This window comes from Bradyrhizobium sp. IC4059 (assembly GCF_020193615.1).
Lineage (GTDB): Bacteria > Pseudomonadota > Alphaproteobacteria > Rhizobiales > Xanthobacteraceae > Bradyrhizobium > Bradyrhizobium yuanmingense.
Map to the genome: position 1 here is coordinate 702,144 of NZ_JADYVH010000001.1, position 18,856 is coordinate 720,999.

15 protein-coding genes are annotated in these 18,856 nt (G+C 63.9%); 10 read left to right on the forward strand and 5 right to left on the reverse strand.

All coding sequences use genetic code 11. The features are described from left to right. Positions 1 to 61: 61 nt before the first annotated feature. The 10 genes from I6F12_RS03325 to I6F12_RS03370 all read left to right on the forward strand — a co-directional run bounded on the left by I6F12_RS03325 (position 62) and on the right by I6F12_RS03370 (position 9,906). Positions 62 to 910, forward strand: coding sequence for a VOC family protein (locus I6F12_RS03325; RefSeq protein ID WP_225155499.1), 849 nt, complete (start codon positions 62 to 64; stop codon positions 908 to 910). A gap of 174 nt (positions 911 to 1,084) precedes the next feature. After that, positions 1,085 to 1,792, forward strand: a complete 708-nt coding sequence (locus I6F12_RS03330; RefSeq protein ID WP_225155743.1) for a TetR/AcrR family transcriptional regulator — start codon at positions 1,085 to 1,087, stop codon at positions 1,790 to 1,792. Positions 1,793 to 2,113: 321 nt separating this feature from the next. Next, on the forward strand, positions 2,114 to 2,923 hold the full coding sequence (locus tag I6F12_RS03335) for an ABC transporter permease (protein WP_225127396.1): 810 nt from the start codon (positions 2,114 to 2,116) through the stop codon (positions 2,921 to 2,923). 57 nt (positions 2,924 to 2,980) lie between these two features. After that, the gene (locus tag I6F12_RS03340; RefSeq protein WP_036025832.1) at positions 2,981 to 3,973 is read left to right on the forward strand and encodes an ABC transporter substrate-binding protein; all 993 of its coding nucleotides are present in this window, start codon (positions 2,981 to 2,983) and stop codon (positions 3,971 to 3,973) included. A 14-nt stretch (positions 3,974 to 3,987) separates the two neighbouring features. After that, entirely contained in the window at positions 3,988 to 4,818 is an 831-nt protein-coding gene (locus tag I6F12_RS03345) for an ABC transporter ATP-binding protein (protein WP_192893460.1), read from the forward strand. Between the two features lie 4 nt (positions 4,819 to 4,822). Beyond that, positions 4,823 to 6,217, forward strand: coding sequence for a hypothetical protein (locus tag I6F12_RS03350; protein ID WP_225127394.1), 1,395 nt, complete (start codon positions 4,823 to 4,825; stop codon positions 6,215 to 6,217). Next, on the forward strand, positions 6,214 to 7,365 hold the full coding sequence (locus I6F12_RS03355) for a Gfo/Idh/MocA family oxidoreductase (protein ID WP_225127393.1): 1,152 nt from the start codon (positions 6,214 to 6,216) through the stop codon (positions 7,363 to 7,365). The genes I6F12_RS03350 and I6F12_RS03355 overlap by 4 nt, the downstream gene beginning before the upstream one ends. Positions 7,366 to 7,494: 129 nt before the next feature. After that, entirely contained in the window at positions 7,495 to 8,685 is a 1,191-nt protein-coding gene (locus tag I6F12_RS03360; RefSeq protein ID WP_225127392.1) for a dihydrodipicolinate synthase family protein, read from the forward strand. Further along, positions 8,685 to 9,548, forward strand: coding sequence for a sugar phosphate isomerase/epimerase family protein (locus tag I6F12_RS03365; RefSeq protein ID WP_225127391.1), 864 nt, complete (start codon positions 8,685 to 8,687; stop codon positions 9,546 to 9,548). The genes I6F12_RS03360 and I6F12_RS03365 overlap by 1 nt, the downstream gene beginning before the upstream one ends. A 148-nt stretch (positions 9,549 to 9,696) precedes the next feature. Continuing rightward, positions 9,697 to 9,906, forward strand: coding sequence for a hypothetical protein (locus I6F12_RS03370; protein WP_225123842.1), 210 nt, complete (start codon positions 9,697 to 9,699; stop codon positions 9,904 to 9,906). Between the two features lie 201 nt (positions 9,907 to 10,107). Here I6F12_RS03370 and I6F12_RS03375 read toward each other — a convergent pair whose 3' ends face one another. The 5 genes from I6F12_RS03375 to I6F12_RS03395 form a co-directional block, all read right to left on the reverse strand. Then, positions 10,108 to 13,479 (reverse strand): adenylate/guanylate cyclase domain-containing protein, encoded by a 3,372-nt coding sequence (locus I6F12_RS03375; protein WP_225155500.1) that lies wholly within the window; start codon positions 13,477 to 13,479, stop codon positions 10,108 to 10,110. Between the two features lie 37 nt (positions 13,480 to 13,516). After that, a complete protein-coding gene (locus I6F12_RS03380; RefSeq protein WP_050995959.1) occupies positions 13,517 to 13,903 on the reverse strand; it encodes a nuclear transport factor 2 family protein in 387 nt (128 codons plus the stop codon). 99 nt (positions 13,904 to 14,002) lie between these two features. After that, entirely contained in the window at positions 14,003 to 15,778 is a 1,776-nt protein-coding gene (locus I6F12_RS03385; RefSeq protein ID WP_276573404.1) for a Spy/CpxP family protein refolding chaperone, read from the reverse strand. A gap of 349 nt (positions 15,779 to 16,127) precedes the next feature. Beyond that, positions 16,128 to 17,342 (reverse strand): ornithine--oxo-acid transaminase, encoded by a 1,215-nt coding sequence (rocD, locus tag I6F12_RS03390; protein WP_225155501.1) that lies wholly within the window; start codon positions 17,340 to 17,342, stop codon positions 16,128 to 16,130. Positions 17,343 to 17,573: 231 nt separating this feature from the next. After that, positions 17,574 to 18,794 (reverse strand): cytochrome P450, encoded by a 1,221-nt coding sequence (locus I6F12_RS03395; protein WP_036004710.1) that lies wholly within the window; start codon positions 18,792 to 18,794, stop codon positions 17,574 to 17,576. Positions 18,795 to 18,856: the final 62 nt, after the last annotated feature.

Here is an 18,856-nt window from a genome sequence, read left to right on the forward strand (position 1 = left end):
CAAGCCCGGACAAACGCCGTCTTTCGCTCCCGGGGTTCCCCGTCCACAAAAAGGGTGCAGAATGATCACCGGCCTCGATCACATCGTCGTTCTCGTAGGCGATATCGGTGCGGCCAAGGCGGCCTATCAGACGCTGCTCGCCCGCGCGCCGGCCTGGCAGAACTCGGGCGAGGGCGCCGACCGGGTGCTGTTCACCCTCGACAACATGACCATCGAGCTGATGGCCCCTCACGGCTTCAGCGTCACCGCCGACCGCATGCGCGCACTGCTCGGCGACCAGGAAGGCATGCTCGCCAGCCTGTGCTTTCGTGTCGCCGACATCGGCAAGATGCACCGGCGGCTGGAGCGGGTGGCCCTGAGGCCTGATACGGTCGCCGAGGTCGAGAGCAGCGACACCGCCACCGACGCCGTGCTGCACTGGAAGCGCACGCGGGCCGCCACCGAGCTGACGCGCGGCGTGCGCATGTTCTTCCTGGAGCTGGCCGACGAGCGTCCGAAGTCCGCCGTGACCGACATCGCGCCGATCGAGGGGCTCGACCACGTCGTCGTCACCACGGAGGATTCCGAGCGCGCCGCCGCGCTCTACGGCGCCCGGCTCGGCCTTGATCTCGCGCTCGACCGCTCGCACCAGGACTGGGGCCAGCTGATGTTCTTCCGCTGCGGCGACGTCATCGTCGAGGTGGTGCGCCGCCCGGTCGCGGGCGGCGATGCCGCGCATGACCGGCTCTGGGGCCTGAGCTGGCGGGTCGGCGACATCGACGCCACCCGCGCCCGCCTGATCGCGAGCGGACTCGACGTCTCGGAGGTCCGCACCGGCCGCAAGCCGGGGACGCGCATCATGACCGTGCGCAACGGCACCTGCGGAATCCAGACCGTGCTGCTGGAGCGTTCGCCGAGGCCGGTGGAGTGATTCTGTCATTCCGGGGCGATGCGTAGCATCGAACCCGGAATCCATTTCGCGGCTGACTCTGCCGCCCAATGGATTCCGGGCTCGCGCCAAGAGGCGCGCCCCGGAATGACGAACATTCTCAAACTCACGCTCGCGTGCTACACGCGTCTTGTCGGCACCCAGCGAGCACCCGGTTTGGCGAAGGCAAAGCGAACTCTGAAATGGCAGCGTGACCCCGAGGGGATGCGGCTGCGCATTCTCGAAGCCGCCAAGCAGGAGTTTTCCGCCCATGGCCTTGCCGGCGCGCGCGTCGACCGCATCGCCGCCAAGGCCGGCGCCAACAAGCGCATGCTGTACTATCACGTCGGCAACAAGGACGAGCTCTATCTCGCCGTGCTCGAAGGCGCCTATGACAAGATCCGCAGCGAGGAGCGCGGGCTGGACCTCGAACATCTCGATCCGCCCGAGGCGATCCGCCGCCTGATCGAGTTCACCTGGAACTACTTCCTGCGCAATCCCGAATTCCTGTCGCTGCTGCAGACCGAGAACCTCGCGCGCGCCAAGCACCTGAAGAAATCGACCAAGGTCAAGTCCATGCACTCGCCCTTCGTCGAGATGATCCGCACCGTGGTGCGCCGCGGCGTCGAGAACGGCGATTTCCAGGTCGCGGTCGACCCCGTGCAGCTCTACATCTCGATCGCAGCGCTCAGCTTCTTCTATCTCTCCAATTCGGCAACGCTGAGCGTGATCTTCGGCCGCGATCTCCTGGACAAGAAGGCCAAGGACGAGCGGTTGGCGCATATGGTGGGCCTGGTGCTGGCCGCGCTGACGGGGCAATCCGCGGCGCTGTTCGAGATCGCGAAGACGCCGAAGTCGCGCGCCGCGGTCGTGCAGGCGGTGTAGCCCGTAGCCATGATGGGGCGCCTTGCTCCGTCATTGCGAGCGCAGCGAAGCAATCCAGACTGTCTCCGCGGAAAGATTCTGGATTGCTTCGCTGCGCTCGCAATGACCACGTGGAGGCGCGTGCACCTCACTCCGCCCCCGTGCCCCGACGCAGCGCAGCAACGCTTACATTGCAGCGCGTCCGGGACACGGAAGGCGATAGTCCCGTCCCCAAAAGCTCCCGGAACCCCGAGCACAAAACGTCACAGGGAAAGCTCTGGACAGTATTTATCCAACGGGTTAATTTCTCCCCATAATGAAGAAGACTGCCGGGAGTGAAAATTGGCCGAGCCGAAGCCGCAAAACGCTGTTTCCAAGCTGCTGAATGCAGCCTGGGTTCGGCCGTTCTTGTTCCTGGTCTTCATCGTCGTCGCCTGGGATCTCGCGATCCGGCTGTTCAGAATCCCCGCGTACCAAATCCCGGCGCCGCTCGACGTCGTCGCCGTGCTGCGCACCGAATGGCCGGAGCTGCTGCGCCAGTCCTGGCCGACCACCTATGCGACCGTCTGCGGCTTCCTGCTGTCGGCACTGTTCGGCATTCCCGTCGCGATGCTGATCGCGGGTTCGAAGACGGTGGAAAGCTACGTCTATCCGCTGCTGGTGTTCTCGCAATCCGTGCCGAAGATCGCGATCGCCCCGCTGTTTGTGGTGTGGTTCGGCTTCGGCATCATTCCCAAGGTGATCTCGGCGTTCCTGCTCGGCTTTTTCCCAGTGGTGGTCTCCGCGGTGCAAGGCTTCAAATCGGTCGATCCCGATATGGTCGATCTCGCCCGTGCCATGCAGGGCAGCCGCCTGCAGGTGTTCCGCGCGGTGAACCTGCCGCATGCGCTGCCGGCGATCTTCTCCGGTCTCAAAGTGTCGGTGACGCTGGCCGTGGTCGGCGCGGTGGTCGGCGAGTTCGTCGGCTCCAATTCCGGCATCGGCTACGTGATGCAGCGCTCGATCGGCACTTTCGACCTGCCGACGATGTTCGCGGCGCTGGTGATCCTGGCGCTGCTCGGCGTGGTCCTGTTCTGGATCGTCGACCGGGTCGAGAAGCTGGTCATTCCCTGGCATGTCAGCCAGCGCGAGGACATGATCTTTGCATCCTGACTAAAGCAACGAGCGGCCAACAACGGCCGACGCAACCAACGGCAAGGGAGAGAAACGATGAAGCGGTTGATTGGAGCTGCATCCGTAGCACTGATGGCGTTCGCAGCCATGCCGGCGCAGGCAGCCGACAAGGTCGTGCTGATGCTGAACTGGTACGTCTATGGCGAGCACGCGCCGTTCTATTACGGCAAGGCCAAGGGCATCTACGCCGCCGAAGGCATCGAGCTCGAGATCCAGGAAGGCCGCGGCTCGGCTGCGACCACGCAGGCGGTTGCCGCCAAGACCGCGGACTTCGGCTATGTCGACGTCCCCACCATGATGCGCGCCGCGATCAAGGGCGCGCCCGTGGTCGCAACCGGCGTGCTGCTGCAAACGAGCCCGATGTCCGCGATGGGCTTCGCCGACAAGAACATCAGGAAGCCTGAAGACATCAAGGGCAAGACGGTGGCGATCACGCCGGCCGATTCCATGACGCAGATCTGGCCGCTGTTCCTGAAGAAGACCGGCCTGAAGGAAAGCGACTTCAAGACCGTCGCCGGCGACGGCCAGACCAAGCTCAACGCCGTCATCAACGGCCAGGCCGATCTCCTGCTCGGCTACGTCATGGACCAGTCGATGAAGATCAAGGACGCCACCGGCAAGGATGTCTATCCGATCAAGTTCGCCGACTACGGCATCAACATGGTCTCCTCGGGCGTCATCGCCAACACCGACTATGTGAAGGCCAATGCGGACCTCGTCCGCCGCTTCATGTCGGCGACGACCAAGGCGGTCGAAGCTGCCGAGAAGGAGCCGAAGGCGGCGGCGCAATCGATCCTCGATGCCAACCCCAAGGGCGGCAAGATCGACACGCTGACGCAGGGTTTTGAGCTGACCATCCCGCTCTACCGGACCGCGGAGACCAAGGGCAAGCGGCCGTTCCAGGTCACCGACCAGAACATGACCGAGACCGTCAACCTGCTGGTCGAATATGGCGGCCTCGACGCCAAGGCCAAGGAGAACCCGAAGGCTTTCTACACCAGCGATTACCTGCCGAAGAGCGGCTCGTGAAACCTGCGACTGTCATGAGTGAAACCGCGCAGTCGGCCGCTCATCTGAGACTGGTGAGCGACCGGGCTGCCGGCGATGCGTCGGGCATCAAGCTGTCGGGCGTGTCGAAGACCTACCGGACGCGCGACGGCGACGTGCCGTCGCTGCGGCCGCTCGACTTCCACATCAATGACGGCGAGTTCTTCGTCGTGGTCGGCCCATCCGGTTGCGGCAAGTCGACGCTGCTCAAATTGATCTCGGGTCTGCTGGCGCCGACCACGGGCGAGATCCTGGTCGAGGGCCAGAAGGTGACGACGCCGCACGGCAATGTCGGCATCGTGTTCCAGAACGCGCTGCTCTTGCCCTGGCGCAACATCCTCTCCAACGTGATGCTGCCGATCGACATGAAGCGCCTGCCGCGCCAGGAATATCTCGACCGCGCCAAGTCGCTGCTGAAGCTGGTCGGCCTCGAAGGCTTCGAGAAGAAGTTGCCCTGGCAGCTCTCCGGCGGCATGCAGCAGCGCGCCTCGATCTGCCGCGCGCTGGTGCACGACCCGAAAATCATGCTGATGGACGAGCCGTTCGGCGCGCTCGACGCGCTGACACGCGAGCGCATGAATGTCGAATTGATGCGGATCCAGCGCGAGACGAAGAAGACCGTGCTCTTGATCACGCATTCGATTCCGGAAGCCGTGTTCCTCGCCGACCGCGTGCTGGTCATGACCGAGCGCCCCGGCGCGATCGCCGCGATCTACGACGTGCCGCTGCCGCGCCCGCGCTCGCTCGACGCGATGGCCGACCCGGTGTTTACGGAGCTGGTGCAGCGCATCCGCAAGCATTTCTTCTCGCAAGGGGCGTTGGACTGAAACCATGTCCCCCCGCCTGAAGCTGCGAGACATCGCCTTCTTCGAACGTCCCGTGCAGTTCGCGCGGCCGTTCCGCTTCGGTGCGATCACGATCAACGCGACGCCGCAGCTGTTCGTGCGGGCCGAGATCGAGGTCGAGGGCCGGGGCACCGCCGTCGGTGTCAGCGCCGAGCTGCTGGTACCAAAGTGGTTCGACAAGCGGCCGGAGCTGTCGCCAGCGCAGACGGTGGACGAGTTGCGTCGCTCGCTGGAGATCGCGCGCGGACTCTATCTGGCACGGACCGGCTTCCAGACGGCGTTCGATCTGCATGCCTCCTGCATCGGTGCCCAGATCGCGACCTGCGCGAAAGAGAACATTCCGGGGCTGGCTGCGGCCTATGGCCCGGCGGAGATCGACAAGGCCATCCTCGATGCGCTGCTGCGCGCGATAGGGACCAGCTTCTTTGAAGGAATGGCCGCGAACATCGCCGGCATCGATGCGCGGCTTTCTCCTGACCTGAGCGAGCGGGACATCAGGACGTTTCTCGCCGGCCGGGTGCCGCTGGCGCGTGTTGCCATCAGGCATACCGTCGGCCTTGATGATGTCGTCGAGGGTGAGGGCGGCATTGCCGATCCGCGCGAGAATACCGGCGCGCGCTTTTTCAAGCTCAAGCTGTCCGGCGATCCGGCTGCCGATGCGGCGCGGCTCGCCCGGATCGGCAAGCAGCTCGACACGCTTGGACGCGACTACAAGGTGACGCTCGATGCCAACGAGCAGTATGCCGATCTCGCCGCGTTACAGGCGCTGATGGACGGGCTCAATCGCGACGCCGCGCTGCGCCCGATTGCCGCGCGCCTGCTCTATGTCGAGCAGCCGATGCCGCGCGACATTACGCGGCGAACGCCGCTCGGCGCGCTGGGCACACGCGGCTTCATCATCGACGAAGCCGACGATTCCTACGACGCGTTCCCGGCAGCACGGGCGCTCGGCTATCGCGGCATCTCCTCGAAATCTTGCAAGGGACTTTACAAGTCCATCATCAACGCCACGCGTGTGGCGAAATGGAGCGCGCAAGGCGAAGCCTTCTTCATCACTGGTGAGGACCTCACCTGCCAGGCCGGCCTTGCCGTGCAGCAGGATCTTGCGCTCGGTGCCTTCATCGGCGTCACCCACGCCGAGCGGAACGGCCACCACTACGTCGATGGCTTCGGTGAAACGCCCATAGCAGAAGCTCAGGCCTTCGCCGCCGCGCATCCCGATCTCTATGCCGATGCCAGGCGGGGCATCCGGCTCTCCATTCACGACGGCGATCTCCTGACGGGATCGCTTCATTGCGCGGGCTTCGCCTCGTCGGTCCATCCGGACTGGTTGGCATTGCGCCCGCTCGCCCAGCCAAGATCTCAGGAGCAATTGGCATGACCACCCAACGCCTCGGCCTCATCATGAACGGCGTCACCGGCCGGATGGGGCTCAACCAGCATCTGATCCGCTCGATCGTCGCGATCCGCGACCAGGGCGGCGTGCGCCTGAAGAACGGTGACCGTGTCATGCCCGACCCGATCCTGGTCGGCCGCAGCGCCGACAAGGTCGAGGCGCTGGCCAAGCGCTACAACATTACCCGCTGGACCACCGATCTCGATGCCGCGCTCGCCGACAAGAACGACACCATGTTCTTCGACGCCGCGACGACGCAGGCGCGGCCCGGCCTGCTGACCCAGGCCATCAACGCCGGCAAGCACGTCTATTGCGAGAAGCCGATCGCGACGAATTTCGAGGAGGCCGTCGAGGTCGTCAAGCTCGCCAATGCCAAGGGCGTCAAGCACGGCACGGTGCAGGACAAGCTGTTCCTGCCGGGGCTGAAGAAGATCGCTTTCCTGCGCGATTCCGGCTTCTTCGGGCGCATCCTCTCGGTGCGCGGCGAGTTCGGCTATTGGGTATTCGAGGGCGGCTGGCAGGAGGCGCAGCGGCCGTCCTGGAACTATCGCGATGAGGATGGCGGCGGCATCATCCTCGACATGGTCTGCCACTGGCGCTACGTGCTCGACAACCTCTTCGGCAACGTCCAGAGCGTCAGCTGCATCGGCAACACCGACATCCCCGAGCGCTATGACGAGCAGGGCCAGAAGTACAAGGCAACCGCGGACGATTCCGCCTACGCCACGTTCCAGCTGGAGGGTGGCATCATCGCCCACATCAACATGTCCTGGGTGACGCGGGTCTATCGCGACGACCTCGTCACCTTTCAGGTCGACGGCACGCTCGGCTCGGCGGTCGCGGGCCTCACCGATTGCATGATCCAGGCGCGGCAGGCGACACCGCGCCCGGTGTGGAATCCCGACGAGAAGCGGCTGCACGACTTCTACGGCGACTGGCAGAAGCTGCCCGACAACGTCACCTACGACAACGGCTTTAGGGAGCAATGGGAGATGTTCATCCGCCACGTCTACGAGGACGCCCCTTACAAGTTCACACTGCTCGAAGGCGCCAAGGGCGTTCAGCTCGCCGAATGCGCGCTGAAGAGCTGGAAGGAGCGGCGCTGGATCGACGTCGCGCCCATCAAGGTTTGAGGTCAGTCGGATAATCCCGATGTCTACTGAGCCGTCATTGCGAGCGAAGCGAAGCAATCCAGAATCTTTCCGCAGAGGCAGTCTGGATTGCTTCGCTTCGCTCGCAATGACGGGGAGAGGTTCGAAATCATGAACAAGCCAGTCCAACCGATGTCGTCTTTGTCGCTGAAGCTGCCCAAAGCCGATCGCTCGATCGAGACCTATCGGCTCGCGGCCTCGCGCACGTTCCCCGCAAAGCTCGAGGGGCCGCTGAACCGCATCGCCTTCTCGGCCGTGCACACGGTGGCTGATCCCTTTGCCGACAACGATCCCTGGCTGTCGGCCGCCGTCGACTGGGACAAGACCATCGCCTTCCGCGAGCACGTCTGGGACCTCGGCCTCGGCGTTGCCGAAGCCATGGACACCGCGCAGCGCGGCATGGGGCTGGACTGGCCGACCTCGCTGGAGCTGATCACGCGCTCGGTCGCCGCCGCCAAGCGGCGCAATGCGCTGGTGTTCTCCGGTGCAGGCACCGATCATCTCGCGGTCGAGGACGCTGGGAGCCTCGACGACGTGATCCGCGCCTATGAAGAGCAGATCTCGGCGGTGGAGAAAGTCGGCGGCCGCATCATCCTGATGGCCTCGCGGGCCCTCGCAAAACTCGGTCGCAATGCCGACGATTACGCCAAAGTCTATGACCGCGTGCTCTCGCAAGTCCGTGAGCCCGTCATCATCCACTGGCTCGGCGACATGTTCGATCCGGCGCTGGCGGGCTATTGGGGCACGAGGGATCTCGACAAGGCCATGGACATTGCCGTCGCCATCATCAACGGCAATGCCGCCAAGGTCGACGGCGTCAAGGTCTCGCTGCTCGACAAGCAGCGCGAGATCGACATGCGCCGGCGTCTGGACAAGCGGATCAAGATGTATACCGGCGACGATTTCAACTACGCGGAGCTGATCGCCGGCGATAGCGAAGGTTTTTCACACGCGTTGCTCGGCATCTTCGATGCCATCGCGCCGGCGGCGTCCTACGCGCTGTCGCGGCTGGCGGCAGGCGACGAGGCCGGCTTCCACGACGTGCTTGGCCCGACGGTCCCGCTGTCGCGTCACATCTTCAAGGCGCCGACGCGGTTCTACAAGACCGGCGTCGTGTTCATGGCCTATCTCAACGGACACCAGGATCACTTCACCATGGTCGGCGGACAGGAGAGCACGCGGTCCACGCTGCATTTGGCCGAACTGTTCCGTCTCGCTGACAAGGCCGGCCTGCTCGCCAACCCTGAACTCGCGACGCAACGGATGAAAACCGTGCTCGCCACCCACGGTATCGAATCCTGATGCGCGATTTTTCGTCCGACCACCGCTGGCTGTCGCTGAACACGGCGACCGTCCGCAAGCAGGGTGACCTCGTCGCCATCATCGAGGCCTGCGCGAAGCACGGCATCCGAGCCATCGATCCCTGGCGCGACCAGGTCGCGAACGTCGGTCTCGACCGCGTCGCGCGCGCGGTGCGCGAGGCTGGCCTTGATCTCTCAGGCTATTGCCGCGGCGGCATGTTCACCTCGGATGTCTCGCGCCGGGGCGAAGTGCGCGACGATAACAGGCGCTGTGTCGATGAAGCCAAGGCACTGGGCGCGCCCTGCATCGTCCTCGTCGTCGGCGGCCTGCCGCAATATTCGCGGTTGGGCAGTGAAGCTTCGAAGGATCTGGTGGCAGCGCGCGGGCAGGTCGAGGAAGCGCTCGCTGACATGCTCGACTACGCGAGGCAAGCCAAGCTGCCGTTGGCGATCGAGCCGTTGCATCCGGCCTATGCGGCCGACCGCGCCTGCGTGAACACAACCAAGCAGGCGCTCGATATCTGCGACCGGCTCGACCCCGGCCGCACCGGCATGCTCGGCGTCGCGCTCGACGTCTATCACATCTGGTGGGACCCGGAGCTGATGGACCAGATCGCACGCGCCGGCCGGGACCGCCTGCTGGCGTTCCATGTCTGCGACTGGCTGGTGCCGACCAGGGACATCCTCAACGACCGCGGCATGATGGGCGACGGCGTCATCGACATCAAATCGGTGCGTGCAGCGGTCGAAGCGCAGGGCTTTGCCGGCTATTCCGAGATCGAGATCTTCTCCAACGAATGGTGGGGCAAGCCGATGGACGAGGTGCTGAAGACCTGCATCCAGCGACATCGGACGGTGGTGTAGTTGCCTCGAGTGTCTCGTGAAAAGTCAGACGATTGCGCTATCATTGATTTTACCGTCGAATCCCGGACTATCACTCGTCAATTCGATCTGCGAAGCTCTGCCGACACAAATGCGCTTGCGACCAAGCAGGCGCGGAGGGAGGTTCGCAGTGGAGAAAGTGCGACGCTTGCGTGCGATGAGCTCACTGTGCCGTCAACAGGCCGCGTACAACAGCATGAACAAATGGAAGCTGCTCGCAGAGGCAGAATACTGGGATCATCTGGCTGACCTCGAGCTATCTTCCCATTTCCAACAATGCAACGCCATTGGCTTGAATGAGGTAGAGCAGCCTCAAGCGATCACAGATGCGAAGTGCTGAGCGGAAGACGATTTCCGCCGCGTGAGGACAGAAAGGCCGTGTACTCATAAAAGGAAGGTTGGGCTGATCGTCCAGAGCAGCACTGCTTGTGACCCACAGCGGAATTGCCTCATGTTCAGATCCAATAACGCAAGTACAGGGTTGCCGTATCGCCCGTGTGCTCGTTGGATGGCAACGTCTGAAGCTTGAAAAGGCGCGCGATCATGATCGGGAAAGCTCCTCCATGAGCGCCTTGGCGGAACGAAGGTCCGGCGTTTCGAAGCCTTCCGTAAACCAGCCGTAAACCGAGCCAAGAAGGCACCGCGCGTCGGCTATCCTACCCTGGTCGTGCCAAAGCCGAGCCAAACTCATTGCGGCACGTAATTCAAAGGACTTTGCGCTCTGGCTTTGGGCGACCTTGAGTGCAGTTTGCAAACACCCCTCGACCTCGTCAGCTGGAGCACCACGAATCCGGTGCAGCTCGCCATCGATGCATGCAAGTTCTGCCTCCCACATATGCTCGTCGCTGCGCGCGGCAAGGACCTTTGCTTCGGCAAGGGCAGCGACGCCGTTGTCGTGGTCACCTAAGTGGAGGTAGGTGGCCGCGAGCATCCATAAGTACCGAACCTGGTACCAACTGGCTCCGAGCCTGTTCCGCTCGTTCAGACTGAGGCGCATGAGCGCCAGGCCGCCCTCCACGTTGCCCTCTTGGGCCATGGCCCAGCCCCGCAGGATGAGGCCGCTCTCGCGCCAATAGTTCAAGCTGTTCTGATCGGCGAGATCGATGATGGCCTCGGCGTGCGCTTTGACGGCCGCCACGTCACCCATTAGCTCCGCAGTGGCCGCCCCGCCATAGACCTGCACATGCGCGGTAAGGTTCGTCTGATTCAACTCAATAGCGTATTGAGATGCGGCACGGCTAGTCCGCTGAGCCTGTTCGGGGTAACCCAGAATCCAAAGCACAATCGCCAAGTAGGGTAGCGCCGAGGCCTTCGGGTCATGTACGTAGTGCACAGGCGGCGGCCGATGCGCCCCTGGTTGATAGCGCCTCAAGATCGTTTCGAACTCCGAGCGTGCGGTTAGAAAATCACCGGCATGCATGGCGGTGAGCGCAGCCAGACGATGCGCAGCTAGTTCCAGTGCTGTGTCACTGGTGCGCTCGGCGGCGCGCTGCGTTTCGGCAACGAGGCTCTGCATGGCAGCAAAGTCGCCGCGCACGAAGTGGAAGATGAATTTGCCGCTAAGGGTGGAAAACAAGGCGCCCGTGTCGTCGAGTTCATAGCAGAGCGCATGAGCCCTGCTGAAGGCTGTGCCAAGCTGCGGAGCCGTGTATCCGTGAATGGCAATTAGTGGACCTCCGATTGCTGTTTGCAGAGCGAGTTCCTGACGATCGCGCTCCGGGCCTGGTGGATTTGACTTGAGCGCCTCCAGCCCCCTTGTGAGATGAGTGATCGCTTCGAGATTTGCGGAACGCCCAGCCGCAATGCGGCCGGCCCGCAGCCAATAGTCCACCGCCTTTCCTGCCAGTCCACCCTCGGTGAGATGCAGAGCGATCGTCTCCGGCTCCGCCTCAGCACGGGCAGGGTAATGTTGTTCGAGAGCTGCAGCTATGCGGGCATGGATCTGCTGCCGCTTGCTCTTTAGAAGACTCTCGTGCGCGATGTCCTGCACCAGCGCATGTTTGAAGCTGTAGCCAACATTCGGAGGCACGCCACGACGGAATATCAGTTCCGCCGCCAATAGATCATTGAGAGCATGCTGGAGCGCGTGTTCGTCGAGCGCCGTTACGGAGCGGAGAAGATCGTGTCCGAATTCGCGTCCGATGCAAGCTGCAATCTGGGCAACTTCCTTGACCGGCGCCAATCGATCAAGCCGGGCCATCAAGGAGTCCTGCAGCGTCGTCGGGATCGCCAGCGGCGGTAATGGGCCGATCAGCTCATAACGGCTGCCGTGGTCTTTGAGCAGCCCGGATTCGACGACGGCTTTGGTGAGCTCCTCGACGAACAACGGCACGCCGTCGGTCTTGGCCAGAATCTGCTCAAGCACCTCCTGAGGGAGTGTTTTGCCGCCCGTGATCCGGTCAACGACTGCCGCCCCTTGCCGACGTCCCAGCCGGCTTAGAAAGAGCGCTGTCACATGTCCATGACCCGTCCAGCGCGGAATGAACTCGGGCCGGAAGGTAACGATCATCAAAATTGGAAGTCGCTGCACCTCGTCGACGAGCCGATCGAGGAATTCGAGCATAGTAGGGTCCGCCCAATGGACGTCCTCGTAGACGGCAAGCACTGGCTGTCTTGCCGCCAAGCCTTGTATCTGTTCCAGAAGGGCCTGGAAGGTTCGCTCCTTCTTCTGGTGCGGACTGAGTGCGAGAGGCGGGTATCTCTCCCCGGTCGGGATTGCCAAGAGATCCGCGAGAACCGGCGCGCTCTCATGCACATCGTCCGCACCAAGCGCGAGCATGGCCTCGAGTTTATCGAGCTGTTCGTCGGAAGCGTCCTCCCGCCGTATTGCCGCTGCCCGTTCAAGGAGGCCAACGACGGGATATAGAGCGGTGTTGGTATGAAATGGTGAACAGAAATGACTCAGCGGCGTGTGCGGCACACGGGCGACCTGGTCGCGTAAGGCTCGCACGAGCCGCGACTTGCCAATGCCGGCTTCGCCGCCGAGCAGGACGATCTGTCCTTCCCGCTCTTTCGCCCGCTCCCAGCGATCCAGGAGCAATGCAAGTTCTTCATTCCGTCCGACCAGTGCGGTCGTTGCCATGCCGTGCTGGGCCTCGAACCTGCTCTCTGCTGCGCCTTCACCAATGACCAGCCACGCCTGCACCAATTCCGGGAAACCCTTGAGAGGCACTCTGCCGAGGTCGTGGTATGTGAAAGCTTCTCCGAGTAGGCGGCGCGTTGACTCGGCAATCACCACGTCACTGGGCTCGGCCAAACCCTGCAGTCGGGCTGCTAAGTTTGGTGTTTCGCCGATGACTGCGCGCTCGCGAGCCTCTCCCTCGCCAATCAACTCGCCGACGACGACGAGACCCGTTGCGATGCCGACGCGAGCGGCGAGCGCTGCACCACTGGGTTCGGTAAGCGATGCGACCGCCTTGGTCACCCGAAGCCCAGCGCGAACGGCGCGCTCCGCCTCATCTTCGTGCGCCCGCGGCCAGCCGAAATAAGCGAGTACGCCATCGCCCAAGAACTTGGCTATGTGGCCTTCGAATCGGTCGATCTCGCCGACCACGGTGTTGTGGTAGGCCTGCAAGAGGTCACGCAGCTCCTCGGGATCGCGCCCTGAAGCAAGTGCAGTCGAGCCGACCAGGTCGACGAACATGACCGTGAGCTGTCGACGCTCCGCGTCCGAAGGGATCGATGGCTTCACGTAGCCGGTAGGGCGATTGGCCTCGACCGCCACCGGGGTGATCGGTGGAGCGAGTGCATGGATTGCTCTTAGCACAGCCTTGCGCGGGCCGAGTGGCAAGCCAAGCTCCCGCAGGTCGGCTTCGGTCAGTTCTGGCAAAACCTCGGACGTGATTTCAGCGTCACAAAAGGTCTTTATGTAGCGCTCCAGCCCGAGACCGCGAAGCCATTGCGCGATATCCACGAGAAGCCTCCTCGTGCCGGATCAGGCGACGGTCAGCTCAATTGAAAGTATGCAACTTCAGCTTCAGCGAACCATCTTCCTGTCGCTCAAACACGTGGGTTGCGATGCCGCCTGCAGGTTGGCGGGTGCCATCCGGTGTCTTACCGTTGGCGCTCCAATGGGCCGTGCCGTAGACGATCTTCTCATCTCCACCGGTGTCGATGACGACCAACCTGTGATCGGTGAATCCGCTTGAAAACAGCCCAGCAAAGAAGCTCTCGATCTCTGTCGGACCGGATATCACTTGATGCGTCGGCGGCAACAATTTGGCGTCTGGCACGTAAGTCGCCGCGATAGCCCTGGCATCTGCTTTGTTGAATGCTGAATCCCACGCGGCGTACGCCGCAGCAATGTCGTGTTTTATGGAGGAAGCTAAGGCTGTCATGATCCCTCCCTCAATCGCGGGCTTGCTTTCGTTGGAGAACGATTACGTCACCTGACGTCGTTCGACCGCTGCAAATTGCAACGAGGGAACGCGACGCCCTCATTGGGCTGCGAACTGTTGCAGCCTGTTGAAGCGCGCCTTCTGCTCGCTGCTCAGCGTGGCATAGAACTCGTCCAGGGCGGGTTCGACCAGCTTGGCGGCCGTCAGCATGGCCTCGAGCCGATGCTGCATCGTCTCCAGCCGTCCGACAGGTGTCAGCGGCGCATCGTTCGGACAGGCCGCCTGTAGGCCCTCAACGCCCTTCGCCGTCGCTTCGCTGAGGCGGTCGAGCGCCTCCTTCTGCTTGCCGGCTGGGTGGAGCACAGCCTCGATCCTCTGGATCGGCAACTGCGTCAGCCCGGACTTCGGATCGCCACAGCCCTCGCTACTCGCCTCCTGCTGCTGCGGCGAGCGCTCGCCGACATTGGGGCCAAGCGCGTTGAAGCGGGCCTGCTGCTCGTCACTGAGCGAGTTGTAGAAATTCTCCAGTGCCGGTCGAACGATCTTGACGGCTTCAAGCGTCGCGCTGATGCGGTTCATCATCGCGCGCAAGCGGCCAGGGGGAGTCAGTGCATAAGTCTCCGCGCAGGAATCCTTGAACACACCGGCAGCGTTGGCCGCCGCGGTCTTGAGCTCGTCCAGCAATGCGCGTTGCTCCGGCGTCGGCCGCACCGCCTGTGCGATATCGGCAAGCGGCCAGGCGGTCACGCCCTTGTCCGGCGTGGCACACAATTGCTGAAGCGTCTGCGGGCTCACGCTGGCACGCTGGCGCGCGCGGTAGCCGCCGCCGGCTTGAGGGTAGTCAGACGAGTTGGTGCTGGCATAAGCGGAGTAGGGGCCGTCACCGCCCCAGAACACGGTGTCGACGAAGTCGTCATAGGCGTACGCCCAATATCCGGGCTCGTAGCCATAGGACCAGAATGTGTAGTTGAAGATGTCGGAATAGGCGTAAGGCCAGAACACGGGCCCAAGCCAAGCCACGAACACCGCGGGATGACGGTGACGCCAGGCCTGCCGGGGTGCCCAGCCGCTTTGGCGCGTGACGAGAGCCGCTTGGGTCAGCGCAGTGGACTGCGCGCGGAAGCGTTCCGCAAACCGTCCGCGCTCGGCGGCCTGCGCAGCGGCTGCAAGTGCCGGAGCGCGCTCCGCCGGAGCCTGCAGCCCAAGCCGCTGCTGGCGCGCCAGGTCAATTTGCTGCGCGCGCTGCTCTCGGCCAAGCAAGCGGTTTTGCGCCTGGAGCATTCGCTGCTGCGCCCGTTGCGCTTGCACGCCTTCGGGCTTTTGCGACTGCAATTGCTGCACCCGCTGCTGCAGGCGTTCGATGCGGGCCTGGCGCTCCGTCGTCTGGCGCGACAGCATGTCGCGCTGCCGCTGCTCGACGTGCTGCGAGCGCTGTTGCACGCGTTGCTCGCGCTCAAGAAGACGGCTCTGCGACTGCAGCAGCCGTTGCTGCTGTTGCTGCGCCCTTGCGCCTTCCGGTTTCTGCGATTGCAATTGCTGCACGCGCTGCTGCAAGCGGTCGATGCGGTCTTGGCGTTCCGCGGATTGGCGCGAAAGCATCTCACGCGGCGGTCCCGATCGCTCGCTCACGGCCGGGGGGGCACTTGGGCGCGAAGGGGCGGCGATCTGCGGCGCCGGCCGCGGCGCCATCGCCGGACGTTGCGGCGCTGCCGGCGGGCGCTGGAATTCGCGGCGGGGCGCTGCCACCTGCGGGGCGGCTCGGGGGGCACTGATTTGTGGGGTCGGACGCGGTGGCGGTGAGGCGATGTGCGGCGCCGGACGTGGCGCCATCGCCGGTCGCTGCGGCATGGCTGGCGGCGCGGCGGGACGCGCCATGGCTGGCGGAGCCGCCGGACGTGCCATGGCTGGCGGTGCTGCTGGCGGTGCGGCTGGACGAGCCATAGCCGGTGGTGGTGCTGCCGGGCGTGCCATGGCCGGTGGTGCTGATGGCGGCGCTGCGGCTGGTCCTGGTGGTCCTCCACCCCGTCCGTGTCCGTGAGGTCCCTGAGCCGACGCACTCGTCGTCAGCATCGAGACGCTAACCAAAACAGCCGTCAGGCAAACGCCACGCGGAAGCATGATCCTAGCTCCCAACTCGTAATCGCCCACGACTTTCAACGCACAGACCGTGGAATCGTTCGTCCTTGGCCACGGCCGGCATTGCGATCTTCCGACGCAGCCAGTCTCAAGAGAAATCCTGCGTCAGGATCGCGGCGAACCGCTCCAGCGCCCAGTCGACCTGGTCGCTTGTGATCACGAGCGGCGGGGCGATGCGGATGGTATGCTCATGGGTATCCTTGGCGAGGATGCCCTTGCTCTGAAGCGCCTCGCAATAGCGGCGTGCCCGTCCGGCCTCGGGATGCAGCTCGACCGCCAGCATCAGGCCGCGCCCGCGCACGTCGCGGATCGTATTGGCGCGAATGTCCTTCAAGCCCTCCAGAAAGCGCGCGCCTTGCCTCGCCGCGTTCTCAATCATGCCTTCCTCGACCAGCACGCGCATCGCCGCGCGGGCCACGGCGCAGGCAAGCGGGTTGCCGCCGAAGGTGGAGCCGTGCTGCCCGGGTCGCAATGTCCCGAGCACGTCGTTGTTCGAGAGCACGGCCGAGACCGGATAGAAGCCGCCGGACAGGGCCTTGCCGAGCAGCGTCACGTCCGCCTCAATTCCCTCGTGCTGTTCGGCGAGCAGCTTGCCGGTGCGACCGAGCCCGGTCTGGATCTCGTCGAGCACCAGCATCACGTTTTTGGCGGTGCAGAGCTCCCGGACCTCAGTGAAATAGCCGGCCGGAGGAATGACGACACCGGCTTCGCCCTGGATCGGCTCGACCAGAAAGGCGACCGTATTTGGGGTGATTGCTCCCGCAAGCGCCGCGGCGTCGCCGAACGGGATGACCTTGAAGCCCGGCGCGAACGGCCCGAAGTGTCCGCGTGTCTCGGGGTCCGTTGAAAAGCCGACGACGCCCAGCGTGCGTCCGTGGAAATTGTTGGCACAGACGATGATCTCGGCTTGGCCGTCCGGCACGCCCTTCACCTCGTAGCCCCATTTGCGGACCGACTTGATCGCGCTTTCCACCGCCTCGGCGCCGCTGTTCATCGGCAGCACCTTGTGGGAACCGGTGAGCGCGGCGATCTCCTCGTAGAACAAGGCGAGCTGGTCGTTGTGGAAGGCCCTCGAGGTGAGCGTCAACCTGTGCGCCTGTTCGACCATCGCCGCCAGGATCTTGGGGTGGCAGTGGCCCTGGCTGACCGCCGAATAGGCCGATAGGCAATCAAGGTACCGGTTGCCTTCGGTGTCCCAGACCCAGACACCTTCGCCGCGCGACAGGACGACCCCGATCGGCTCGTAATTACGGGCCCCGAAGCGCGCTTCTGTCGCGATGAAATCAATGACCGACGAGCTCATCTGCCGTCACTCCATTGCTGCGCGCGGGGGCGTCAATCGACTGCACCAGCGGGTCGCGCCCAAATGAATGTGGGTATCGGTTTGTCAGCTCGGAAGCCTTGATGCGCCGATGGCGCGGCGCGGCCTGATAGTCCCGAAATGTCAGGTGGTTCTGCCGGGCCACAGGGCACCGTTCCGCGACCCAGGCTCTACTGTGCATGGGGTTGTTTTCGCAGTTTGGTTGCCGGCCCCTCAGCCAAGCGCGCAGGGCACGCTCAAAAAGCCGCGGAACCGGACCCGTCCGCCGCGCACTGGCGGGCCGCTGACGGCATAGTTCGGAAAGCGCGCCAGGAAGCGCGAGATCGCAATCGCCCCCTCCAGCCGCGCCAGCGCCATGCCTGCGCATTGATGCGCGCCGGTGGCGAAGGCGAGGTGCCGGTTCGGCGTGCGCGCGATATCGAAACGTTCGGGGTCGGGAAACTGCGCGGGGTCGCGATTGGCAGCCCCGATGCACAGCGTCACCGACGTGCCGGCATCGAGCATGACGCCGCCGAGCTCGACCTTCTCGGTGGTCATGCGGTTGCCGAGCTGGTTGGAGCTCTCGTAGCGCAACATCTCCTCGACCGCAGTCTTGATCATGTCCGGGTTCTCGATCAGGCGCTGCTTCTGGTCGGGATGGCGGTCGAGCGCCACGAGGCCGTTGCCGATCAGGTTGGTGGTGGTCTCGTGGCCGGCATTGAGCAGGAAGATGCAATTGTGCAGCAGCTCCTTCTCGGTCAGCCGCTCGCCGTTCTCTTCCCCCTGGATCAAACGCGTCAGCACGTCGCGCTCGGGATTGCCCGGCTTCGCGCGCCGCCGCGACACCAGCGTCTGCAGATAGGCGAGGAAGTCCGCCACCGCCTTGTTGCCGCGCGCAGCTACTTCGGGCGACACTACGGGTTCGAGAGCACCCAGGATCGCCAGCGACCAGTCGCGCAGCGGCCCGCGCTCCTCGTGAGGCACGTCGAGCAGGTTGCCGATCACCTCGATGGGAATCGAAGCGGCAAAATCCTCGATCAGTTCGCAAGCGCCCTTGGTTTCGATGGCATCGAGCAGGCCGTCGACCAGCTTGATCAGGTCCCCCTCCATGCTGGCGATCGCGCGCGGCGACAGCGCGCCCATGATCAGGCGGCGGACGCGGGTATGGGACGGCGGATCGTTGAACACGAGGCTCGTGGTGTGGTGTTCGTAGAGCGGGGTGTCGCCGTATTTCGGCGCGAACTCGCGCTTCTTGTCCGAGCTGAACGACTTGGTGTTCTTGTAGGTGGTGACGAGATCATCGTAGCGAGTCAGGAACACGGTGCCGTTGCGCAGGCGCTTGACCGGCTCGTTCTCCCGCAGTGCACGATAGGTCGGATAGGGGTTGTCGTAGAACTCCGGCGTCAGCTTCTCGAGGTCGAAGCTTGCGGCCAGCGCCTTCGCATCTGCGTTCATCCCGTTATACTCGCCGGTTAAAGCCGATATGCCGTTTTTGTTGTTCTGGTCGGCGCATGCAT

Excerpts from the sequence above, each read along its gene's own strand:
- I6F12_RS03360 (WP_225127392.1), top strand. The coding sequence starts at position 7,495 with ATGAACAAGCCAGTCCAACCGATGTCGTCTTTGTCGCTGAAGCTGCCC.
- I6F12_RS03350 (WP_225127394.1), top strand. The coding sequence starts at position 4,823 with ATGTCCCCCCGCCTGAAGCTGCGAGACATCGCCTTCTTCGAACGTCCC.
- I6F12_RS03325 (WP_225155499.1), top strand. The coding sequence starts at position 62 with ATGATCACCGGCCTCGATCACATCGTCGTTCTCGTAGGCGATATCGGT.
- I6F12_RS03380 (WP_050995959.1), bottom strand. The coding sequence starts at position 13,903 with ATGACAGCCTTAGCTTCCTCCATAAAACACGACATTGCTGCGGCGTAC.
- I6F12_RS03355 (WP_225127393.1), top strand. The coding sequence starts at position 6,214 with ATGACCACCCAACGCCTCGGCCTCATCATGAACGGCGTCACCGGCCGG.
- rocD (WP_225155501.1), bottom strand. The coding sequence starts at position 17,342 with ATGAGCTCGTCGGTCATTGATTTCATCGCGACAGAAGCGCGCTTCGGG.
- I6F12_RS03340 (WP_036025832.1), top strand. The coding sequence starts at position 2,981 with ATGAAGCGGTTGATTGGAGCTGCATCCGTAGCACTGATGGCGTTCGCA.
- I6F12_RS03365 (WP_225127391.1), top strand. The coding sequence starts at position 8,685 with ATGCGCGATTTTTCGTCCGACCACCGCTGGCTGTCGCTGAACACGGCG.
- I6F12_RS03395 (WP_036004710.1), bottom strand. The coding sequence starts at position 18,794 with ATGAACGCAGATGCGAAGGCGCTGGCCGCAAGCTTCGACCTCGAGAAG.
- I6F12_RS03385 (WP_276573404.1), bottom strand. The coding sequence starts at position 15,778 with ATGGCGCGTCCCGCCGCGCCGCCAGCCATGCCGCAGCGACCGGCGATG.
- I6F12_RS03345 (WP_192893460.1), top strand. The coding sequence starts at position 3,988 with ATGAGTGAAACCGCGCAGTCGGCCGCTCATCTGAGACTGGTGAGCGAC.